Raw genomic sequence first — 18,925 nt, 5'->3', positions numbered from 1 at the left:
CTTATCCCGAAGGACAAGATCCGCTCGACTTGCATGTATTAGGCACGCCGCCAGCGTTCGTCCTGAGCCAGGATCAAACTCTCCAAATGGAAGTTTTCGCTTCGACGCGATGTCGAAGAGAAAAGCTTCATGTGTTTGAAATGCTCATTACTTTTTATCGCTTTTTCTTACAATTCGTTAGAATCGCAAGGGCAGTTATTACTCGTTGTTCAGTTTTCAAAGAGCAATCTTTTCATTTGCGTCAACCGCTTATTTCGTATCGGCGACTTTTATAATATATCACATTCGCCCATCTCTTTGCAAGCACTTTTTTCGTTGTTCGACATTTTTTTTGAGATGTCGATTTCGCGTTTATGTGTCCTGTAAAAGCGGCGAGTACTAATATATCATCTGAACTTAATTCAAGTCAAGCTTATTCACCAGATTATTTAATAAATAAAAAAAGCGCTATTTTGCCCCCATTCATACAGGCAAAGCCAACGCTTTTTCTTCATATGACTCACATTATTAGCTTTTCGTGTTATTGATCATATAACGCAGCTCAAGAGCTCCTATATCTCCAAGCTCATGCATGACGGCAACCTCGCGTACATACTCACGCTTCACCAGCTTTTGAATAACTAGCGATAAATCGACATGCAAAACATTAATTGAAGAATGCGATTGCAGCTCGGCTATGCTCCAAGGCTCCTCGCGGCTTCCGAGAATATCGAACAATAACGCGCAGCTTGATTTCATTTTGCTCATCACGGAGAACTCGCATCCCAGCATAACTAGCTGCACTCTTTGCTCTAACGTTTCCGGGCTTACTGTAAGCTCCTCATAAAGCTTGTATATCCCCGGATGAACCCGTTTAAGCTGCTTCCACACCGTGAGCTCTGGATGACGTCCTTCTTCTATTAAAACAATATGAGCCCAATGATGCAGCGCGATAAGCACATGGCTGTATGCATCAAGCAAGTTGCCATCGAGCAAGTCCTGCTTTGCTTGTAAATACGTTCTTAAGAAGCCGGCAAACTCCGTAAATTGCTTTTGCTCCCGCATGGAATCAGGGAATTGAAGCAGATGTTCACGTACACCGCTTAAATAGCCGTCGCGATCCAACATGATCTCCCCCCGAACTAGCCACTCAATAATATTGCGATTTTCTCCGCCAGCCAACCATGCATTCAAGCCTTTGGCATCAATGGTACGAATCAATACACGCTTGCCGTTGATTTGGACATGCTCCGTCTCATTACGAGTATGAGCTTCCTCCTCTAAAACTACGAGCACTAACGAATCTAAGCCATCGATTAATGGATTATAAGGATATGGGTTTTCAATAACAGCTAAACCGATCAGATTAGGTTCATTACGATAGCTGCCTGCGAAGTGTGCTTTTATATGTTCCACTGGTTCCTCCATATAGCTAATCACATTTTATTAAGCTATAATAATAATCTACAGTGCTATTCTTTTTCGACATGTTGGAGGCACATTCCTGCTTACTAACTTAGAAACAGTCTCAAATTCATAAGTCATTAGTCATAGGAAGGGTTTGAATGCATGAACAAGTTCTTTTTTAAGTCCGCCAAAATCAATGAATTCCGTCTTTGGGGGCTCGTTTTCACCTTGGTAGGTATGGGCGTAATGATACTCGGAACCGCCGGCATCGTATTTTTGGGACAAGCCGGTAAGATTATCGCTGCTATCTTCATGGTAATCGGCATGATCTCACTGCTGATCAGCGTTGCCGTCTATTTCTGGGCTGGCATGATGTCGACAAGCGCCACGATGCTGCAATGTCCTGAATGCGGACGACCAACCAAGATGCTTGGGAAAACCGATCGCTGCATGTATTGCAAAACGATGCTGACACTCGACCCTGCTCAAGCAACGCACAGTCCGACTGAACAGCAAGTGTAATGTGCTAGTCGCATACGTCAGCCCCGCCTTATGGCGGCATTCAACATAAGAAAAGCCCTCATCCATGATCATTCATGCGAAGAGGGCTTTTTCTTATTTAATTAGATAAAAATGTATTATGGCTTTAAATGAATGGCATCGTCGATCGTTTTCCAGATGTTTGGTGTTTGGAACGCACGCTGCCACGTAGCGACACCTGCCAAATCGTACTTGCGCGCTAATGCGACCCGAGCCTTCATGGATACATCATCCTCAATCCAAATCCGTTTCAATGCTCCTTCTTCCTGATACTCCACATAATTTTGGTCAGCCGCTTGATCAAGCACCGGCTTTAGCTTCTTCGTACTAATAATTTCCTTTATTCGTTCCATGCCTACTGCTTTTGAGGAGACCGCTATTTTCCCGTCTTCCCCCTTCTTCTCCGTCCATATCCTTGTATAGAGCGGCATGCTGAGCATAAGCTTGCTGGCTGGAACACCGTCCTCCTGCATAATACGAACGAGTGAGCTCTCCGTCCATGGCAGAGATGCGACTGATCCGGATTTTGGGCTGGCAGCCCAATGCTCGTCATACGCCATTACCATCATATAATCGACGATACCGCCTAAGGCCGCGCGATCAAGAAACAACGACCACATCTCGCTATTCGATTTTGGAGTTACATCTACCGACACAACCAACCCTTGCTCATGCAAAAGCGGCGTTAGCTCACGAACAAACTGCACAAAGTTTGCTTTATCGGACGTATGCACATTTTCAAAATCAATATTGATCCCTTGCAAATCATAAACCTCGGCAAAAGCGATCAACTGCTGGATCATCGAGAACCTTGTCTCAGCGCTTGCCAAAGCCTTAGTCGTACGATCTGGCTCAAAATCATTGCTGAACAACGCCCAAATTTGCATGCCTTGCTGGTGCGCCCATTTCACGTAAGCGGGATCGGCCTTCCCTTTAATAGTCCCTTTGTCATCAGCTAAAGCAAACCAGGTTGGGCTTACTACGTTAACGCCTGGCATTGGGCTAATTTTTGTAGTATCAATTTTCCGTTCATACACGGCTTCCCACGTCATATTGATTTTATTGCCAAGCACCTTCCAAGCAATGAATGGCGGTTCCTTCGCCGCTTGAGGCATTTGATCGATCGTCGTTAGCTTTACGTCTTTTTTGTTAATGAAGCCAGTCAGCCCATCGCTGCTTTGGACAAGAAGCCAGCCTGATTGCTCCTCCCAAATTCTAACCGGTTGTGCTTGAGACACCTTGTCTACATATGGAGCACGAATGGTCGGCTCGGTACGAATGGCAGCCCCCTTCCTCGGCATGACCTCCGCTAGTTGAACATTCTCCCCTGCTGATAGAAGCGTCACGATGCCTCTTTTCTGATCAAATTCCACTTGCAGACCGTAAAGTTCCTTCAAAGGCTCTGCTGGAATATAGACCGTTTCATTAGAGGTTTCTGCAGCTATCGTCAAATTGTAAGGCTTTTGGTTAATTGTTGCCGTTAAGGAATCCGTCTTTAGATGAAGCACTTTATTCGCTGTCGTCAAAATTATGGAGCCGGAATCCGGCTCATAGCGGATAGGCTTGTCCTCTCCAAGCACTTGCTGAAGGGCAGCGAGCGGAAGCTTCACTTCATTATTTTCAATAATGGCACCTTGCTCTGCCTCTATCCCGCGAATGATGATCGGATGCTCCGTTCGATAGACCGGATCAACCTTTTCATTATTCGGAACTAAATGAATATATCCATACCAGCAAAAAACGGCTGCCATCGCTGCAATAAATAAAAACATAAGTCCCCGAAATCCCCGGTTACCTCTTCGTCGGGGCGCTCGGTTGTACATCGTTTCCAAATGCTCACTCTCCTGTTCAAAACTTTTGTGTAATCGCTCATGATAATAAAAAACGTGCTGATTAGCGCGTTAACTCGCTTCCCGGCACGTTCTTATAGGCTTTATCGCCATTTATTTCGCTGATGTGGTATTGCAAGTGGAGCAAACGCCGTATATTTCCATCCGGTGACCTTCAACTACGAAGCCCGTCACACGTGATGCTGCACGCTCTACTTCAAGCAGTGGCGGATAATCAAAGTCGACGATAGAACCGCAATTTTTGCAAATGGCATGGTAATGATCGGATAAATCTGAATCAAAACGGCTAGAGTCATCGCCATAAGTCAGCTCACGCACTAATCCAGCTTCTACAAATAAACGCAGATTGTTATATATGGTAGCTACGCTCATGCTCGGGTAAGAAGGAGAGAGCGCTTTATAAATTTCATCTGCAGTCGGGTGAGACATGGAGTCCATTAAGTAGCTTAATATGGCGTGACGTTGCGGGGTCATTCGGACACCATTCATCTTCAGTTGCTCCAGTGCTAAATTAACGCTGGCTCCCATTCCCCTCACGCCCTTCCTAAGTAGTTACAACTATTGTACGTTCTATTTTAAGAGTTTGTCAATGAAAGCGCCTTTTTAGGAAAGCCCAAACTGTTTGATCATTATGCTGTTCGTTGCATTTATTTGGATCCGGAAAGTGCCCTCACCTATTGTGCCTCTTATCGTTTTCTTGCTTACTTCTAGCGGCAGCTGGGACGTAATATTACCGAATGTTACCGATCCGAAAACCGTGAAATGACCATCCTGAGGCATCGCAAGCATCACTTCGCCAACAGAGCTATCCAAATCCCAGTCGCCGCCAACGGTTGCGCTTTTCAGCTCAATGCTGCCGTTTAGCGTATCCGCTTTGACTGAAGCGCCAGCGCCATTCATTTTAATTTTACCGTTTTTGGTTTCCGCTTCGATGTCTCCCTCGATCTGCTTGATTTCCAGGCTGCCATTAAGCGTATTGGCAAACAGCTTGCCTTGAATCGTCTCAGCTGCAATCGTGCCGTTCTTCGTTTCGATACTGCTGTCTCCCGTTATACCTCTGATATGGATATCGCCATTATTCCCTTTGACGGAAACCGAGCCATTAATGTTGCTGACCGTAACAATTCCGCTGCTGCTCCGAATGTCTAGACCTCCCGGCAGCGTCAATGCTTTCACTTCGACAGGGCCATTCCCAGATTCCACCTTCATCTTCAAAGCCGGCTGCTGCTCTTCCAAATCTTCAATATTTTGTGGTGTTTGCTCAAGCTCTTCGATGGGGATATTATCCGTATTGCCTGGAGGCTCGGTTGCTAATTGTAGACTCGTATCAAGAGCAATTCCAGAAGTAAGCGGTGTTTCAGAATTTGCTGCGTTAGTTGCATTAATAGGTTGTTCGGATTCCAAAGGTATCGGCGTTTCGGAAGGGATCTCCTCCACTTGGAACTGGTCCGACAGGGACATCGGCACCGTAATAATCATATTCATTCTTGGCTTCATGCTTCCGTTAGCTCCGTATGATTGTCCCTTTGCTTCAAGCGTCACCTCCGCTCCGGGATTAATTTTTACCGTCGATTGCTCCGCTATGGCATCTGCTTCCGTTTTGTCCGGTAAATCGACCCATACCGCTGTCAAAAGCTCGATTTCCTGTACGTCGCCCGAGCGAACCGTTACTTGTCCATTCGGATTTACGATTTGGATAAGGGAAGCAGCTTCATCCAGCGGCACTTTAATAATTGCTTTGTCATAGCGAAAGCCCTTTTCTTCTCCGTAATCCGCAGCGCCGTTCAAATCGACATTAAATTGATCCAGCCAGCGAAAAGGGATATCGGCATATTGGGTAACTACATATGCGGTCATCGTTATGACTAACGCGATCATCCCTCCCGCGACGTCAAGCCTTAGCTTCTTTTTCGTTCCCTTAAACTTTATGCTGAATGCTATTACTTCGAGGCCTAATAATATAAATATGACCGGCCACCATTGTCCAAGTAGCGAAATATCATTTCTTCCTTGTATTTGATCCCACAGAAGAAGCACCCCGACAGTAAGGACAAGCACCGCTGCTGTAAAACGACCCAGCTTAAACATAGATACCGATCCTTTCCGTGAACGCAGCTGCAATGTGATCGCTGCAATGATGATAATGGGACCTATGGAAAACTCCGCAAGCTCATTCATCCAAGGCAAAATCGCTTGCGGAGGCTTTACTAAAACAAGCATGATTGCCCCGGCGGCCAAGATGATAAAGCCGAGCGTGCGATTTAGTGCAACTGGGCTATGATCTTCAGCTTCCGTGCTTTGCAAGGAATCGAAGACGCTAATAAAATAAAAAACGGGAAGCATGATGCCTAAATAAGCAATTAACAGCAAATGCCTGCCGCCATCTGAATCCGCTAGCCTGACGATCGCTGTCAGATCCAGCAAAAAGGCGGTAATCAACAGCAAGCCCTTCGGGTGCTGTCCCGTATACATATGCCCAGCACCTGGCAATGCGAACGCGAGCAATACGGTGAGCAGTCTGTTTTTTGTCCGTTTTATTCTGAGCTGACCCAACGTACACCCTCCAAATGCTTTATTTTATCAAGCAGCATAAGCAGTTTTTCCGATTTAGGCAGCGTAACGTAAACCTGAAGCATGATCTGCTCGCCTTTTCCATCATCCTCACACTCCTCCAAGAGCATTTTTCGAATGAGAATTTTTTGATCGGTCAACAAACCATTTATATCGGGTAAGGCTTTCGATAGATTGTTAACCTTGATTTTGAGTAAATGCTCCTTTTCCGCGCTAATGTACCTTTTCTCCAATTTATTAAACGCCCATAGCGTGACTAGAACCATAATCGTCACCGTCGCTGATGCAAAGTAGAAGCCCGCTCCGACAGCTAATCCAATCGCAGATACGACCCATAAGGATGCGGCGGTCGTTAAGCCTGTAATCGATTTTCCGGTAAATAATATCGTACCAGCTCCAAGGAAGCCAATGCCGGTAATAACAGCCGCAGCAAGACGCGCGGGGTCAACCCTTACGTTCGGCTCATCAATAAAAGAAGTAAATCCGTACATGGAGAGCAGCATGAGCAAGCATGAGCCTAAACAAACCAAAATATTAGTCCGAAGTCCTGCCGCATGATTCGACTGCTCACGCTCAAATCCGACAAGGCCGCCAAGCAGCAAGGCGAGAAGAAGCCTTAGTAAAATGTGCAATTCACTGATGTACCAGGGATTATCAAGTGTACTCATCATTGGTGATCCCGACCTTTCTTTACTAGCTATTGTAACATAATTGTATGCAGCAGCTAGAGCATACAGGCCATCTTACCAACATGACGGTCAAAAAGAAAACACGGCTCATCATAACGATGAACCGCGTTTTTGGACGAAGCTGCACTTATTTCAAGCGCTCAACTAGGAGCTTATTTACAAGCGCAGGATTTGCTTTCCCTTTGGATTCCTTCATGATTTGCCCAACGAGGAAGCCAATCGCTTTTTCTTTGCCTGCTCTATAATCTTCGACCGATTGCGGATTCGCTTCTACGATCTGATTCACGATCGCTTGAATCGCGCCTTCATCGCTAATTTGAACGAGCCCTTGCTCCTCAACGATTTGCTGAGGCAGCTTGCCCGATTCCAGCATCGCTTTGAATACAGTTTTGGCGATTTTTCCGTTGATCGTGCCTTTCTCAAGCAAGCCGATCATTTCGCCAAGACCTTGTCCGGTTATTTTTACATCGGAAATTTCCTGGCCGTTTGCATTTAAGTAGCCTAGGAGATCGCCCATGATCCAGTTTGAAACGGTTTTGGCATCCTTCGTATAAGCAAGGCTTTCCTCGAAGAAATCCGCAAGCTTTTTCGATGAAGTAATAACTTCAGCATCGTAAGAAGGCAGGCTGTAATCCGCCGTATATCTCGCTTTGCGGGCGTCCGGCAACTCTGGTATCGTAGCGCGAATGCTTTGCTTCCACTCTTCGCTAATATGAAGCGAAACGAGATCCGGGTCCGGGAAGTAGCGATAATCATGAGCTTCTTCCTTGCCGCGCATAGAGAACGATTTGCCAAGCGTATCGTCGAAGCGACGAGTCTCTTGGATAACTACTCCGCCGCCATCGAGAATTTCCGCTTGACGGAATTGCTCGTACTCAAGGCCGCGCTGAACGCCGCGGAAGGAGTTCATGTTTTTGAGCTCGGCACGCGTTCCGAACTCCTTCTGTCCGTAAGGACGAAGGCTTATGTTCGCATCGCAGCGCAGGCTTCCTTCTTCCATCTTCACGTCAGAAACATCGCAATACTGCATAATCGCTTTAATTTTCTCCAAGTAAGCCTTCGCTTCCTCAGGCGTGCGGATATCCGGCTCGGATACGATCTCGATTAGCGGCGTGCCGACACGGTTGAAATCGACAAGCGATGCATAGCCGCCGTCAACGTGAGTGAGCTTGCCTGCATCCTCTTCGAGATGAAGCCTTGTAATGCCGATTCGCTTCACTTCACCGTTCACTTCGATTTCGATCCAGCCATGCTCGCCAATCGGTTGATCGAACTGTGAAATTTGGTACGCCTTTGGCGAATCCGGGTAGAAGTAGTTTTTACGGTCAAACTTGCTGATGTCGGCAATCTGGCAGTTGAGCGCCATTGCCGCCTTCATTGCATATTCAACCGCTTGGCGGTTCAGTACCGGCAAGACGCCGGGATGTCCAAGACATACTGGACAGGTATGGGTGTTCGGCGGCGCGCCGAAAGCCGTAGAGCAGCCGCAAAAGATTTTACTATTCGTATGCAGCTCCACATGGACTTCCAGCCCGACAACCGTCTCGTATTTGTTCGGTTCAGACATTCGTATCGATCCCTTCGTAAACGTATATATGACCGCTTATAGCTGCGGACGTTGTTTATGATGCTCCGTGTGCTGCTCGAACGCATGAGCGGCGCGCAGCACCGTCGATTCGTCGAACGCCTTCCCGATAATTTGCAGGCCAATCGGCAAGCCGTCAGCTGTACCGCATGGCACGCTAATAGCAGGAACGCCTGCCAAGCTAACCGGAATGGTACAAATATCGTTTAAATACATCGTTAACGGATCGCCAACCTGCTCTCCGATGCGGAATGCTGGCGTCGGAGCCGTAGGTCCGATGATCAGATCATATTGGCTAAACACTTGGTCAAAATCTTGCTTGATCAGCGTCCGTACCTTTTGAGCCTTCAAGTAGTAAGCGTCGTAGTAGCCGGAGCTAAGCGCATACGTACCTAGCATGATACGGCGTTTCACTTCGGGGCCAAAGCCCTCGCTGCGAGATTTCTTGTACAAATCGATCAAATTGGCTGGATTGTCCGCACGAACGCCGTAGCGCACGCCGTCAAAGCGGGCTAGGTTCGATGAGGCTTCCGAGGAAGCGAGCAGGTAGTAAGTAGCAATCGCATAATCCGTATGCGGCAGCGAAACCTCTTCCCATGTCGCGCCAAGCGATTCATATACCGACAATGCTTTGAGCACCGCTTCTTTGACGCGTGGGTCAATACCCGCTCCGAGGTATTCCTTAGGCACGCCGATGCGTAGACCTTTAACATCGCCAGTCAGTGCTGACGTATAATCCGGAATCTCCACATTCGCAGAAGTAGAATCGCTTGCATCGTAGCCGGCAATGGCTTGCAGCACGTAAGCGGAGTCTTCTACATTTTTGGTAAGCGGGCCGATCTGGTCGAGAGATGATGCGAATGCGACTAGTCCAAAGCGTGAAACTAGGCCGTATGTCGGCTTCAAGCCCACGATTCCGCAATACGCTGCGGGCTGACGGATCGAGCCGCCCGTGTCGGAGCCAAGCGAGAAGTACACTTGACCCGCAGCAACAGAAGCCGCCGAGCCGCCGCTTGAGCCGCCTGGCACGTATTCCGTATTCCAAGGATTGCGTGTTGGATAGTAGCTTGAGTTCTCATTCGAGCCGCCCATAGCGAATTCATCCATATTCAGCTTGCCAATCGTGACCGATTGAGCCGCTTTGAGCTTGCGAACGACTGTAGCGTCATAAATCGGATTGTGATTGCTCAGGAATTGGCTCGCGCAGGTCGTAAGCAGCCCTTCCGTCACAATATTATCCTTCACACCCGCCGGCAAGCCAAACAGCAAACCGCGTTCGCCGCCCTCTTGCAATTGCTTGTCCAGCTCGGAAGCCTGCAAGCGCGCATTCTCTTCATTCAATGTAATAAAAGCCTGGATAGCAGGCTCGGTCTCTGCAATTCTCGCATATGATGCGCTAACCAGCTCAGAAACAGACAGTTCCTTATTGTTCAGCTTGTTATGTACATCCTGCAGGCGCAAATCAAACAGTGCCAACAGTAGTTCCTCCCTTCATATAAAACCCATTCGTATTATTCAAGTACCGCAGGTACTTTAAATTGTCCATCCTCTTCATCAGGCGCATTGAGCAGCACCTTCTCGATCGGCAGCGACGGGCGTTTCTCATCCGCACGCATAACGTTCGTAATAGGCAGCACATGGCTGGTCGGCTCAACATTTTCCGTGTCCAGTCCATCAAGCTTTTCCGCATATTTCAAAATAGCATTAAGCTGCTCCGTGAACTGATCCTTCTCCGAATCGGAAAGCTCTAAACGCGCCAGTCTGGCGACATGCTCTACATCCTTGGCCGTAATGCTCATCGGGTATTCTTCCTTTCCTATTCCTGTAATCATTCTTCCTATTATATCTCACAATTAGGGCGAACATCAATGTAAACGGCAAGTTCCTCTTTTCGCGAAAAAAAAAGACCGTTCCTTATATCAGCAGGCTGACATACAGAACAGTCCAATTTGATTAATTGCTGCTTAAATCCAAGCTTTTAGATTAACCTGACGAATAAAGTCCGCTGGGCTAAGCGGTTCCTTGCCCGTATTATCCGGTTCCGGCTCGCTTTCATTCCCGCCATTCATAATGCGTTTAAACAATTCCTCATTATGAGTCGCAAGCGCAAAATCGATTAGCGCCTCCCGCTCGATACGGTCAACCTCATCCTGAATAAGCACCTCTTCAAGCTCCACGTCTTCATCTGGAATAAGAAAATTCCGATTGGCCGATGGGACTCTCAGCACATAATCAAATACATTATCCGCGTTGCGGTCGTAAGCTATTATATAACCATGCTCTCCGATGGGAAGGTTTTGTTCATATTGGTCAGCCACTATGACGACCTTTGTGCCTAATTGTAGCATCGTCCTCAACTCCTGTTTCTTCGCCGCTGATTCTTTCACTACTATCCTACTAAAAAATAATAGCGGTGTCCAATCGAAGAATGAGTTGATAGAGTTGCCATCCTTTTATTCTACTGCCGAGCTTCTGCGAAGCACCCATGCAGATAAGGAAATAGACGCTGCAATACCGATAATGGTCAGTGCTATCACTAAGCCAAATCGACTCGTATTGGCTATCCCCGTGGTAACGGATGCAGAAGCAAAGCTGCTTAACGCGCCAGGACTCCACCCAAGCTGCTTCGGAAAAAGGCCCGTCAGCAGAGTAAATGCAACAGCGCCGCCAAGCGTAGAGAAGGCCGCAGCTGCAGGACCGCGGAGCAGCGCGCTGAAGAGAATCGTAATCGACACCAGGAAGGACAGCCATAAGCCAAAAATGAGAAGACTGCCAATCATTTTCGCAAAGGAAACCTCTTCAAATAACAATCCTGTATAGTACCAAGCAGCGAAATAACCGAGGATCAGAGCGCCCCAAGCAAGCAGAAGCATTGCCGTCCATTTAGAGACGATAAAGGAAAGCACCGACACCGGCTTTACTAGAATGAGGGATGCTGTGCCGCTGCTGCGCTCACCCGACACCGTGCCCATACAAACGAGTACAAGAACAAGAACACCGATTGTTCCAAATTGCTGAAGCGTTTGCGCAAGCACCTCGGAGCCAAGCGGCGTCGGAATTTCGATAACCGTTCCTTCCGGCAGGCTGCCCGCTTTCTCCAATATGACGGGCATGAAATAAGTCGATACCGGCTGCATAATGCCGAGCAGTATGAAAACAAGCGGCACCCAAAGCAGCTTATAGCTGCGAATAAGCTCCAGCAGCTCCTTCTGCACCATGACGACAAAACGGGCAAAGCTTGATGTGTAGGCAGGCTTTGCCGTACTTAGCTGTGCATTTCCCCATATGTTGGTACTCATGCTGTCACCACTTTCATGAATAAATCCTCTAGCGAAGTATGACCGACTTCCAGCCTGCTCACCTTTACCTGATCCTTGGTCAGCTCCTCGAGCAAGCTTCGCCTCGCTGCATCTACATCGTTTACGGTGAAACACGCTCCCCCATTATGCAGCTGGACTGACTGAAATAAGCTATGCTTGTTCACAGCACCCGCAGAAGGAAGAATACGAGCCATATAAGAGGATAGCCATCGTTCAGCGTTCGCATCACGCTCTAGCTGAAGCTCAATGATCGGCTTGCGGTGCTCAATGCGAATAGATTCAATCGCTCCTTGCAGAGCCACTTGCCCGTTTCGAATAATAATGACATCATCGCATAGCTCCTCCGCATCATGCAGCACATGAGTAGAGAATAGCACCGTCGTTTCCTGCTTCAGCTCTCGCAGCAGCTCAAGCACCTCTCTGCGCCCAAGCGGATCAAGCGCCGAAACCGGCTCATCCATAACAAGCAGCCTAGGCTGATGAACAAGCGCTTGAGCAAGGCCAAGACGCTGCTTCATGCCTCCTGAATAGGAGCCGATCCGTCTCTTGGCTGCGCTGGAAATGCCGACTCGCTCCAAAAGCTCCTTCGCGCGTTTTTTGGCAGTTGCAGCGTTTAAGCCGCATAATCTTCCCGCATAAACAACGTATTCGTTTCCCGTCATCCAGGAATAGAAGGATGGGGCTTGAGGCAAGTAGCCTATTAGTGCCCGATGATTGACGCCTTGGGCAGAGCCCTGGAATTCGAGCTGTCCTGCAGTCGGCTTAAGCAAACCGGTAATCATCCGAATGGTCGTCGTTTTTCCTGCTCCGTTAGGTCCAAGCAGTGCAACGCAGTGGCCTTCGGTAATCGAAAAATCGATGCCCGCTACCGCTTTTATGTCACCGAATGTTTGGGTTAATCCCTTCACCTGAAGCAATGTGCCCATCAGTGGCTCCTCCTTCCTGCTATAAAGAAGGCAATCGGCCCAACAATATTCACAAATATAATAATCAGTGCCCACATCCACTTAGGCCCGTTCGTGCGCTCCGCCTTCGCGCATAACACCAATGCAATCACTACCAAAATCAATTGAATAACAATGATCGGAGCAATAATAGGCAATATCTGCGATAATTCAATTTGATCGTTAACCATCAAAATGACCTCCCTTTGTTAATCCAAAGAGTAACGCGGCTACTCCTTGTTCTTATCGCCATTTCGACGGAACCAGCCGCTTCGCACAAAAATGAAATAAAAGATAAGCGGCATCGGCGTTTGGATTAAACCCCATATGCCCCAAAGCCAAGGCATGCTGTCCCTTTTGCGAGCGTCAATAAACAGCCAAGTCGATTGTGCGATCAGCACAATGATGATCAGTATCCAAACCCAGATGGGTATTACCTTTAGCTCCTCCATATCCGTACCTTCCTTCGACCATACGTCATGATGACAAACCCAACTCCCCCCGCAGCAACAAGGGCTTGAAGGACAGCAAACCAAACCAAATTCCGATCTATCATCCACATCATCACGCCAAAAATAAAACATGCTGTCAGCCAGAACAATAGGAGCTCCTTCCAAAGCTTCCCCTTCATCTCTTGCTTATGTCCCGCTACGAATGCCTCGAACTGCTGCAAATCGGGAACATCGGGCGCATGAGTGGCGTCAAAACGGGTCACGGCTTCTTTAAATTGATCGTCAAACCACTGCTGATCGTGATTAACCTCTTTAGGCTTCTTCATGCTCCGTTAGCTCCTTCCGCAGCTGCTTTAATCCATTATGCAGCCTTGATTTTACCGTTCCTACTGGAATGTCCAGCATCGACGAGATCTCCTCCTGCGCATAGCCGTAATAATACTTAAGCAGCACCGGAATTCGAATGTCGCTGCTCAGCTCCCCTAGCGCTTGAAGCGCCTCGGGCCATTCATCTCCCCGCTGCAACGTTTCGTAGCGAATAGCATGCAGCGACTTCTCCGACTGCAGCCAATGCTTCTCCAGCTCATTCCGACGAATGCGATCAACGACGAGTCTGGACGCGATTGTAATGAGCCAAGTCGAAAATTTAGCTTTGCTTTGAAACGTTGTTATTTTCTCAACAGCCTTCATCATCGTCTCCTGCGTAATATCCTCCGCACGGGTTTTGTTCATCGTTACCTTTAGCACGTATTGATATAAAAAAGAATAATGCTGCTGCAGCAGCTCAGAGAGCGCTCGCGTATCGCCTCGTACCGCTTGCTTAATCAGCTTCGTCTCGTCTTGCACGAGCGCGCAACCTCCTTTAATGCATTCGATATAGCTTAGACGGCTAGCAATCACATTTCGTTCACTGGGATAACAAAATTTTTTTGATAAAAAAACAACTGCGGAAGCGATAGCTCTTCTGCAGCTGTATATAGGCGACATCTATTCTATTTTTTCCTCTGGATGCGGCTGTACCATTGCCATACAGGTTCAACATCCTTGCGATCAAGACACTTTACGCTGTAATCAAATACGCTTCCCATTGTACGAACGGAAAGCGTCAGCAGCTTTTTGCGCTGCTGCCCAATCGTGCGATTCACCTGCATCGTTAAAATCTGAGGACGCCGAATCAAATAGGTGGTTCTCGATACAAACCGGTTGCGAAGCGTAAGCTGGCCTTCGTGAAGCCTAACTCCCGCCGCGCGATAGCAGCTTCTTCTCCACAATAGGACAATCGGGAGAAGCAGCAGTGACCATAAACCGCCAGCTTTAAAAAATATAATGAACGCGGCGCATACCAGCAAAGTAAACAAAAGCTCTATTCTAACGTAATGCAGCAGCGCGCGTTTCGGAGCGCCCTCTATCTGCGAGTTCGAAGGAAGCTTTACCTGTGGAACAAAGTCGTTCAGTAGCTGCTGTATCGCTGTACGCTTTAGAAATGGATGCAGCATAAGCTGCTCCTTCTTATCCGATGACACGATCTGAAGCTGGATTTCCGCATAACCGTATGCTTGGCGAAGCAATCCTTCCTTGATGACAACAGCCTGCACCTTTTTCGGATCAAACACAAAGGTTTTCTTCTCAAGCAATCCATAAGAAACCGAGATCTGTCTGCCATCTCTCTTTACCGAGAAGCCGCTGTATTTCAAAACATACAACACGATCGAAAGCAGCCATGCGAACCCTATTCCACCTATAATTATAAGGAAGATTAAGATAAAGTTTGTCATTAGGCTTGCCGAATCTTTTACGACATTCTCAAAGAAATGATCAGGCAAAAGCATATTGAACAGATCATCCGCCAAGGAGAACAAACCGACCATAAAAGCTGCCACGAGCCCAAAGTTCATCGAGGTCGCTGCCGCTTGAATCAGCTGTGTTGCATTTAGCGTAAAGGCAGGCATACTTCTGCTTGGTTCGGCTGAGGTCGTCTGCGTGAGCGGATTGTCATTCATCTTGACAACCAGGCGCTGCTCCTCAGCTTTATTTTGCGCTTCATTACTTGCAGAAGCCCCTGCATCCGCAGATTGGACATTCGATGTTGCTTGCCTTCTAAGTATTTGTTGGATATCATTCGCTGCCTCAAGGGAAAGTGCCGGCAATATACCGTCCGCTTTCTTGTTGCCTCCAGGAGTCTCGATCTTCACCTGTGCTACTCTAAGTATCCTTTGTATAAAAGGCTGCTCTACATTAACGGAATGAATGCGGCCATAATAAATCGTCTTCTCGTCTCGGAACAACCAGCCTTTGCGGATAATGATCCGGTCCTCTTCCAGCCAAAAGCCAAAACGCCTCCACTCCAAAAAGCTAAACAAGAGAATCACAGCCGCCAGCACGGAAGCGCCCGCATACCAATACCATGCCAGCTCAGTCCAGTCGTTCCCTCGAACTAATCCAATCAATATTACAGGAATGAACCCTTTAATCGTATTCAACAGCCCGAATAATATGTAGATGGGATGAAGCGTACGGCGCTCATTCATCCTTATCATCCACCTTAGCCAAAATACCGATTTGCCTCTTCAACAGCTGCGCCTCGCTCTGCTTCAAGCCTTTAATTTGATGCGTAGTCGCAGCCGTTACAATAGATACGCTCGCCAGATCGTATTTGCGCATAAGCGGTCCGCTTTCCAGCTCGACATGCTGTACCCGAACCATCGGAACAAGCACGTTTTTCAAGAAGATAAGGCCTGTTTGGATTTCAATCTCATCTTCAAACAGCTCATATTGAAATCTTGTCATCATCATTTTGGGGAACGTCCATGTAAACAGTATGGCTGTAACAATAAAAATGAACAATGCGATCCAGCCAGGGATCAGCGTCCAATCCCAAATGATCGCCAATGTGAAATAAGCGATGATCAAAGCCAAAAATATGCCATTTGTAATGAGCTCGGTAATGCGATAAACGGTTATGTAATCACGATGAAGCCGTTTGGTTAACTCCCGATCCATATCATATATCTCCCCTTTTTGGATTAAGGCAGAACGATAAGCTCCGCCTTCGAACGAGTCAGTGCTCTTGCGCCTTGTTCCGTGATCAAATAGCTGTTCTCAATGCCTACAACGCCCTGCCCTGGAAACGTGAATTTTGGCTCTACCGCAATGACCATGCCTGGCGCAAGCGGTGTCTGGAAACCTTTGGCAAGGACAGGCCACTCATCGATTTCAAGTCCAATGCCATGCCCTAGAAACTTTGCTTGATCCGCGCCAAAACCCATAAAATGATCCGACAGCTTCGCAGCCGCACATCGTGCAAGAGCATCTTCATAAAGACTCGAGCATGGCGTACCGGGAACCATCAGCTTCTCTGCGGCAGCGATAACCGATTCCGACACCTCATAAGCTTGCTGCAGCGTTTCCGATAGCTTGCCGATTACCGCCGTACGAGTCTGATCGATGACATAGCCGTCCACGCAGCAGCCGATATCGATCAATATTGGCTCATTTCGCTTGATAATCGATCTGCTGACGCTTTGCGGAGATGACGCGCCAAGTCCAAGGCCGCCTGCTGGTCCGTCAAAATAAGACGGAACCGCTGCCGCCGCCCCCGAAATGACCATCCCGGTCGTAATCTCTTGATTATAGCCGCGCATGCGCATTAAGCCGATATGTCCGCGCTTGCGAAGCTCATACTCTACACGCGCCATCCACTCAAGCTCGCTTATGCCTTCCTTCAAATCATTCAAAGCCTCGCTCAGCGCTTCCGCCACAACCTCAGCCGCTGCTTCAATCCGGCTTACTTCCCATGGCGCTTTAATCATTCGCAAATGGCGAATAATGGCTGAACCGTCTATGAGCTCGCAGCGCCCCGCCTTGCCGAGCAGCTCGGAGAGCTTTAAGTAAAGCTGTGCAGGAAGCACATCCAGATCGGCCGCTATTCGCAGCTCTCCCCCTTTAACAAATAAAGACGGATATCGCTGCGCCAACGTTTCTCCAAACAGACGAAAAGCACCGAGCTCTGCTACCTGAACCGCTGTCTCCAGCCTCGCGCGTGAAACGCTGCGCCGAACGTAAAAGGTAGCCTCGCCTGTGCTTGGCACGAACAAATATCCATTTTGCATAGACCCGCTTAAATAATAGAGATCCACATTTTGAGTAAGGAGAAAAGCGTCAATCCGCTCAGCCTGCATCGCCTTCTGTAGTGAAGCAATTCGCTCCTTAACAAGTTCAGCAGGAATGTCCTGAATAATGTCCATCACTTTGATTATCAGCTCCTATATAAGTTCCCTCCCCTTATTACATCAATTTTCCAGTTGCCCGTCAACCTGCTACGAGCTCCGCAGCCCCCTTTATATTCCACTCGATGGCGTCCAACACTTGAAAGGCACGCGGATACACGATATGAACGATCATTATCACCCCCGGCCGCTGCAGCGTAACCTCATAATCATAGTCATCATTTATATATGTATAGGGAAATGTCTGATCTGCATTCACAATTTCAAATACGACAACCTCCACTCGCTGCCTCAAAAATGATTCCGGCAAAGGCGCGCCGCTGGCATCCAGCCTTAAATTTTCCCGTAAATATGAAGCGGCAGTATCTGCCGCCTCATCGGGAGCCAACCTCAGCAAGCCTTCGCCAAGAGCTGTCTGGTCAAGCTGCTGCGCTGCCGCATGCGCAGCTCGATTGACCGCGTGCTTCCCTTGAAATAAAGTTTGCATGGCAAGCTCCTCCTCCACCTGCAGCAGATGAATCGAAATCCATACCGACATCATCACTACGATAAGCAGCAGCTTGTACATCGATTCACCCGCTCCCTTCGCTTAAGGTACATATTCACTCATTTTCATGCCAAACGCTCGCATCCGCTCATTAGGCAGCGGCGGCGTCAAGCCGATTAAACGGTCAATCTCGAACAAATTCTCATACGGATAGCTCATCGTTAATGAAATGCCCGTCCCTCGTATTAGAGGAGCGTTTGGATTAGATGCCGCCAGACCGCTTGTAGATGCGAGCTCGAATTCGATGTCGTTAGGGCGCATGCCAATACGGGCTAAACGCTGCCTCGACTGTTCCTGCATTTGCTCGCTTATGTAGCCATAGCTCCCGCTGGCGCCTATTTCCAGCAAATAATCGACCTCTTGCTGCAAAACAGCTTGCCTGACGATCAGAACATGCTTATAGATGGGGGAAAACATTAGCCAGCACAAAAGTGCCGCAAACAAGACAAAAATTAAAATTTGCTTCATGGGTCTATTCCTCTTATGTGGTTGCTGATCGAGCCGCCCGCACCATTGATCTGCTGCTTCATTCCTTCATCTCCCTCTGCAACGGCTTGATAGAGAATGATGACCGTAATGAGCAGCAGTATCGATACAAGTATTCCTCGCATAAATGGGCACCTCCGCTCTATTGCAAATCCAGCGCTCAGCTTATGGAGTCAGACTGCCTATTCGCGTATTGGCCGAAGTTCCTTGCGATGTAATTTGACTTCTAGTTCCCGTTGTGTCTTGGGCGATGATTGTATTGAATAGGACGATAACGACAACGAGCATCATGACCGTCATCAAAATGTTGCGCATGCTACCACCTCCTT

At 48.0% G+C, this 18,925-nt stretch carries 23 protein-coding genes and 1 rRNA gene; 1 reads left to right on the top strand and 23 read right to left on the bottom strand.

The annotated features are described in order from the left end of the window. A 16S ribosomal RNA gene (locus AC2TDN_RS18165) occupies nucleotides 1–89 on the bottom strand; the annotation flags it as partial. A 418-nt stretch (nucleotides 90–507) separates the two neighbouring features. Beyond that, entirely contained in the window at nucleotides 508–1,395 is an 888-nt protein-coding gene (locus AC2TDN_RS18160) for a nucleotidyltransferase-like protein (RefSeq protein WP_482067536.1), read from the bottom strand. 153 nt (nucleotides 1,396–1,548) lie between these two features. Here AC2TDN_RS18160 and AC2TDN_RS18155 point away from each other — a divergent pair, with 153 nt between their 5' ends. Beyond that, nucleotides 1,549–1,908: a YgzB family protein gene (locus AC2TDN_RS18155; protein WP_482067537.1), complete on the top strand. Its 360-nt coding sequence runs from the start codon at nucleotides 1,549–1,551 to the stop codon at nucleotides 1,906–1,908. Between the two features lie 116 nt (nucleotides 1,909–2,024). Here AC2TDN_RS18155 and AC2TDN_RS18150 read toward each other — a convergent pair whose 3' ends face one another. The 21 genes from AC2TDN_RS18150 to AC2TDN_RS18050 all read right to left on the bottom strand — a co-directional run bounded on the left by AC2TDN_RS18150 (nucleotide 2,025) and on the right by AC2TDN_RS18050 (nucleotide 18,911). Further along, nucleotides 2,025–3,698, bottom strand: a complete 1,674-nt coding sequence (locus AC2TDN_RS18150) for a glycosyl hydrolase family 18 protein (protein ID WP_484689542.1) — start codon at nucleotides 3,696–3,698, stop codon at nucleotides 2,025–2,027. Between the two features lie 171 nt (nucleotides 3,699–3,869). Continuing rightward, the gene (gene perR, locus AC2TDN_RS18145) at nucleotides 3,870–4,304 is read right to left on the bottom strand and encodes a peroxide-responsive transcriptional repressor PerR (RefSeq protein WP_482067539.1); all 435 of its coding nucleotides are present in this window, start codon (nucleotides 4,302–4,304) and stop codon (nucleotides 3,870–3,872) included. 75 nt (nucleotides 4,305–4,379) lie between these two features. After that, nucleotides 4,380–6,329, bottom strand: a complete 1,950-nt coding sequence (locus tag AC2TDN_RS18140) for a DUF4097 family beta strand repeat-containing protein (protein WP_484689540.1) — start codon at nucleotides 6,327–6,329, stop codon at nucleotides 4,380–4,382. Beyond that, nucleotides 6,311–7,018 (bottom strand): MgtC/SapB family protein, encoded by a 708-nt coding sequence (locus AC2TDN_RS18135; RefSeq protein WP_484689538.1) that lies wholly within the window; start codon nucleotides 7,016–7,018, stop codon nucleotides 6,311–6,313. The genes AC2TDN_RS18140 and AC2TDN_RS18135 overlap by 19 nt, the downstream gene beginning before the upstream one ends. Before the next feature lie 145 nt (nucleotides 7,019–7,163). Beyond that, entirely contained in the window at nucleotides 7,164–8,603 is a 1,440-nt protein-coding gene (gatB, locus tag AC2TDN_RS18130; RefSeq protein WP_482067542.1) for an Asp-tRNA(Asn)/Glu-tRNA(Gln) amidotransferase subunit GatB, read from the bottom strand. Between the two features lie 36 nt (nucleotides 8,604–8,639). Beyond that, complete coding sequence (gatA, locus tag AC2TDN_RS18125; protein ID WP_484689535.1) at nucleotides 8,640–10,097, bottom strand: Asp-tRNA(Asn)/Glu-tRNA(Gln) amidotransferase subunit GatA; 1,458 nt, start codon at nucleotides 10,095–10,097, stop codon at nucleotides 8,640–8,642. 35 nt (nucleotides 10,098–10,132) lie between these two features. Beyond that, nucleotides 10,133–10,420, bottom strand: a complete 288-nt coding sequence (gene gatC / locus AC2TDN_RS18120; RefSeq protein WP_482067701.1) for an Asp-tRNA(Asn)/Glu-tRNA(Gln) amidotransferase subunit GatC — start codon at nucleotides 10,418–10,420, stop codon at nucleotides 10,133–10,135. 165 nt (nucleotides 10,421–10,585) lie between these two features. After that, complete coding sequence (locus tag AC2TDN_RS18115) at nucleotides 10,586–10,969, bottom strand: ATPase (protein ID WP_482067544.1); 384 nt, start codon at nucleotides 10,967–10,969, stop codon at nucleotides 10,586–10,588. A gap of 105 nt (nucleotides 10,970–11,074) precedes the next feature. Continuing rightward, entirely contained in the window at nucleotides 11,075–11,920 is an 846-nt protein-coding gene (locus AC2TDN_RS18110; RefSeq protein WP_484689531.1) for an ABC transporter permease, read from the bottom strand. Continuing rightward, nucleotides 11,917–12,867, bottom strand: a complete 951-nt coding sequence (locus AC2TDN_RS18105; protein ID WP_484689529.1) for an ABC transporter ATP-binding protein — start codon at nucleotides 12,865–12,867, stop codon at nucleotides 11,917–11,919. Before AC2TDN_RS18105 ends, AC2TDN_RS18110 begins: the two co-directional genes overlap by 4 nt. Further along, nucleotides 12,867–13,076, bottom strand: coding sequence for a PLD nuclease N-terminal domain-containing protein (locus tag AC2TDN_RS18100; protein ID WP_482067547.1), 210 nt, complete (start codon nucleotides 13,074–13,076; stop codon nucleotides 12,867–12,869). The genes AC2TDN_RS18105 and AC2TDN_RS18100 overlap by 1 nt, the downstream gene beginning before the upstream one ends. A 39-nt stretch (nucleotides 13,077–13,115) precedes the next feature. Further along, entirely contained in the window at nucleotides 13,116–13,337 is a 222-nt protein-coding gene (locus AC2TDN_RS18095; protein WP_484689525.1) for a sigmaY antisigma factor component, read from the bottom strand. Next, nucleotides 13,325–13,663, bottom strand: a complete 339-nt coding sequence (locus tag AC2TDN_RS18090) for a YxlC family protein (RefSeq protein ID WP_484689523.1) — start codon at nucleotides 13,661–13,663, stop codon at nucleotides 13,325–13,327. The genes AC2TDN_RS18095 and AC2TDN_RS18090 overlap by 13 nt, the downstream gene beginning before the upstream one ends. Next, a complete protein-coding gene (gene sigY, locus AC2TDN_RS18085) occupies nucleotides 13,650–14,183 on the bottom strand; it encodes an RNA polymerase sigma factor SigY (RefSeq protein ID WP_484689521.1) in 534 nt (177 codons plus the stop codon). The genes AC2TDN_RS18090 and sigY overlap by 14 nt, the downstream gene beginning before the upstream one ends. 146 nt (nucleotides 14,184–14,329) lie before the next feature. Further along, nucleotides 14,330–15,865: a PH domain-containing protein gene (locus tag AC2TDN_RS18080; RefSeq protein ID WP_484689519.1), complete on the bottom strand. Its 1,536-nt coding sequence runs from the start codon at nucleotides 15,863–15,865 to the stop codon at nucleotides 14,330–14,332. Then, nucleotides 15,858–16,337 (bottom strand): PH domain-containing protein, encoded by a 480-nt coding sequence (locus tag AC2TDN_RS18075; protein WP_484689517.1) that lies wholly within the window; start codon nucleotides 16,335–16,337, stop codon nucleotides 15,858–15,860. Before AC2TDN_RS18075 ends, AC2TDN_RS18080 begins: the two co-directional genes overlap by 8 nt. Nucleotides 16,338–16,360: 23 nt before the next feature. Further along, nucleotides 16,361–17,581 (bottom strand): M24 family metallopeptidase, encoded by a 1,221-nt coding sequence (locus AC2TDN_RS18070; protein ID WP_484689552.1) that lies wholly within the window; start codon nucleotides 17,579–17,581, stop codon nucleotides 16,361–16,363. Nucleotides 17,582–17,645: 64 nt separating this feature from the next. Next, nucleotides 17,646–18,131 (bottom strand): hypothetical protein, encoded by a 486-nt coding sequence (locus AC2TDN_RS18065; RefSeq protein WP_484689515.1) that lies wholly within the window; start codon nucleotides 18,129–18,131, stop codon nucleotides 17,646–17,648. A gap of 21 nt (nucleotides 18,132–18,152) precedes the next feature. Continuing rightward, complete coding sequence (locus tag AC2TDN_RS18060) at nucleotides 18,153–18,578, bottom strand: hypothetical protein (protein WP_482067554.1); 426 nt, start codon at nucleotides 18,576–18,578, stop codon at nucleotides 18,153–18,155. Then, nucleotides 18,575–18,721: a hypothetical protein gene (locus tag AC2TDN_RS18055; protein WP_482067555.1), complete on the bottom strand. Its 147-nt coding sequence runs from the start codon at nucleotides 18,719–18,721 to the stop codon at nucleotides 18,575–18,577. The genes AC2TDN_RS18060 and AC2TDN_RS18055 overlap by 4 nt, the downstream gene beginning before the upstream one ends. Before the next feature lie 40 nt (nucleotides 18,722–18,761). After that, entirely contained in the window at nucleotides 18,762–18,911 is a 150-nt protein-coding gene (locus AC2TDN_RS18050; protein ID WP_482067556.1) for a hypothetical protein, read from the bottom strand. Between the last annotated feature and the right edge of the window lie 14 nt (nucleotides 18,912–18,925).

The organism is Paenibacillus sp. Y660 (genome assembly GCF_057221575.1).
This window is presented reverse-complemented; position numbering and strand designations above follow the sequence as displayed.

Coding starts and splice junctions, on each gene's coding strand:
- AC2TDN_RS18095 (WP_484689525.1), bottom strand. CDS start 13,337: ATGGAGGAGCTAAAGGTAATACCCATCTGGGTTTGGATACTGATCATC.
- AC2TDN_RS18110 (WP_484689531.1), bottom strand. CDS start 11,920: ATGAGTACCAACATATGGGGAAATGCACAGCTAAGTACGGCAAAGCCT.
- AC2TDN_RS18050 (WP_482067556.1), bottom strand. CDS start 18,911: ATGCGCAACATTTTGATGACGGTCATGATGCTCGTTGTCGTTATCGTC.
- gatC (WP_482067701.1), bottom strand. CDS start 10,420: ATGAGCATTACGGCCAAGGATGTAGAGCATGTCGCCAGACTGGCGCGT.
- AC2TDN_RS18100 (WP_482067547.1), bottom strand. CDS start 13,076: ATGGTTAACGATCAAATTGAATTATCGCAGATATTGCCTATTATTGCT.
- AC2TDN_RS18055 (WP_482067555.1), bottom strand. CDS start 18,721: ATGCGAGGAATACTTGTATCGATACTGCTGCTCATTACGGTCATCATT.
- AC2TDN_RS18115 (WP_482067544.1), bottom strand. CDS start 10,969: ATGCTACAATTAGGCACAAAGGTCGTCATAGTGGCTGACCAATATGAA.
- AC2TDN_RS18090 (WP_484689523.1), bottom strand. CDS start 13,663: ATGAAGAAGCCTAAAGAGGTTAATCACGATCAGCAGTGGTTTGACGAT.
- AC2TDN_RS18070 (WP_484689552.1), bottom strand. CDS start 17,581: ATGGACATTATTCAGGACATTCCTGCTGAACTTGTTAAGGAGCGAATT.
- AC2TDN_RS18155 (WP_482067537.1), top strand. CDS start 1,549: ATGAACAAGTTCTTTTTTAAGTCCGCCAAAATCAATGAATTCCGTCTT.
- perR (WP_482067539.1), bottom strand. CDS start 4,304: ATGGGAGCCAGCGTTAATTTAGCACTGGAGCAACTGAAGATGAATGGT.
- AC2TDN_RS18060 (WP_482067554.1), bottom strand. CDS start 18,578: ATGAAGCAAATTTTAATTTTTGTCTTGTTTGCGGCACTTTTGTGCTGG.
- AC2TDN_RS18135 (WP_484689538.1), bottom strand. CDS start 7,018: ATGATGAGTACACTTGATAATCCCTGGTACATCAGTGAATTGCACATT.
- AC2TDN_RS18150 (WP_484689542.1), bottom strand. CDS start 3,698: ATGTTTTTATTTATTGCAGCGATGGCAGCCGTTTTTTGCTGGTATGGA.
- AC2TDN_RS18105 (WP_484689529.1), bottom strand. CDS start 12,867: ATGGGCACATTGCTTCAGGTGAAGGGATTAACCCAAACATTCGGTGAC.
- AC2TDN_RS18065 (WP_484689515.1), bottom strand. CDS start 18,131: ATGTACAAGCTGCTGCTTATCGTAGTGATGATGTCGGTATGGATTTCG.
- AC2TDN_RS18075 (WP_484689517.1), bottom strand. CDS start 16,337: ATGGATCGGGAGTTAACCAAACGGCTTCATCGTGATTACATAACCGTT.
- gatB (WP_482067542.1), bottom strand. CDS start 8,603: ATGTCTGAACCGAACAAATACGAGACGGTTGTCGGGCTGGAAGTCCAT.
- AC2TDN_RS18080 (WP_484689519.1), bottom strand. CDS start 15,865: ATGAATGAGCGCCGTACGCTTCATCCCATCTACATATTATTCGGGCTG.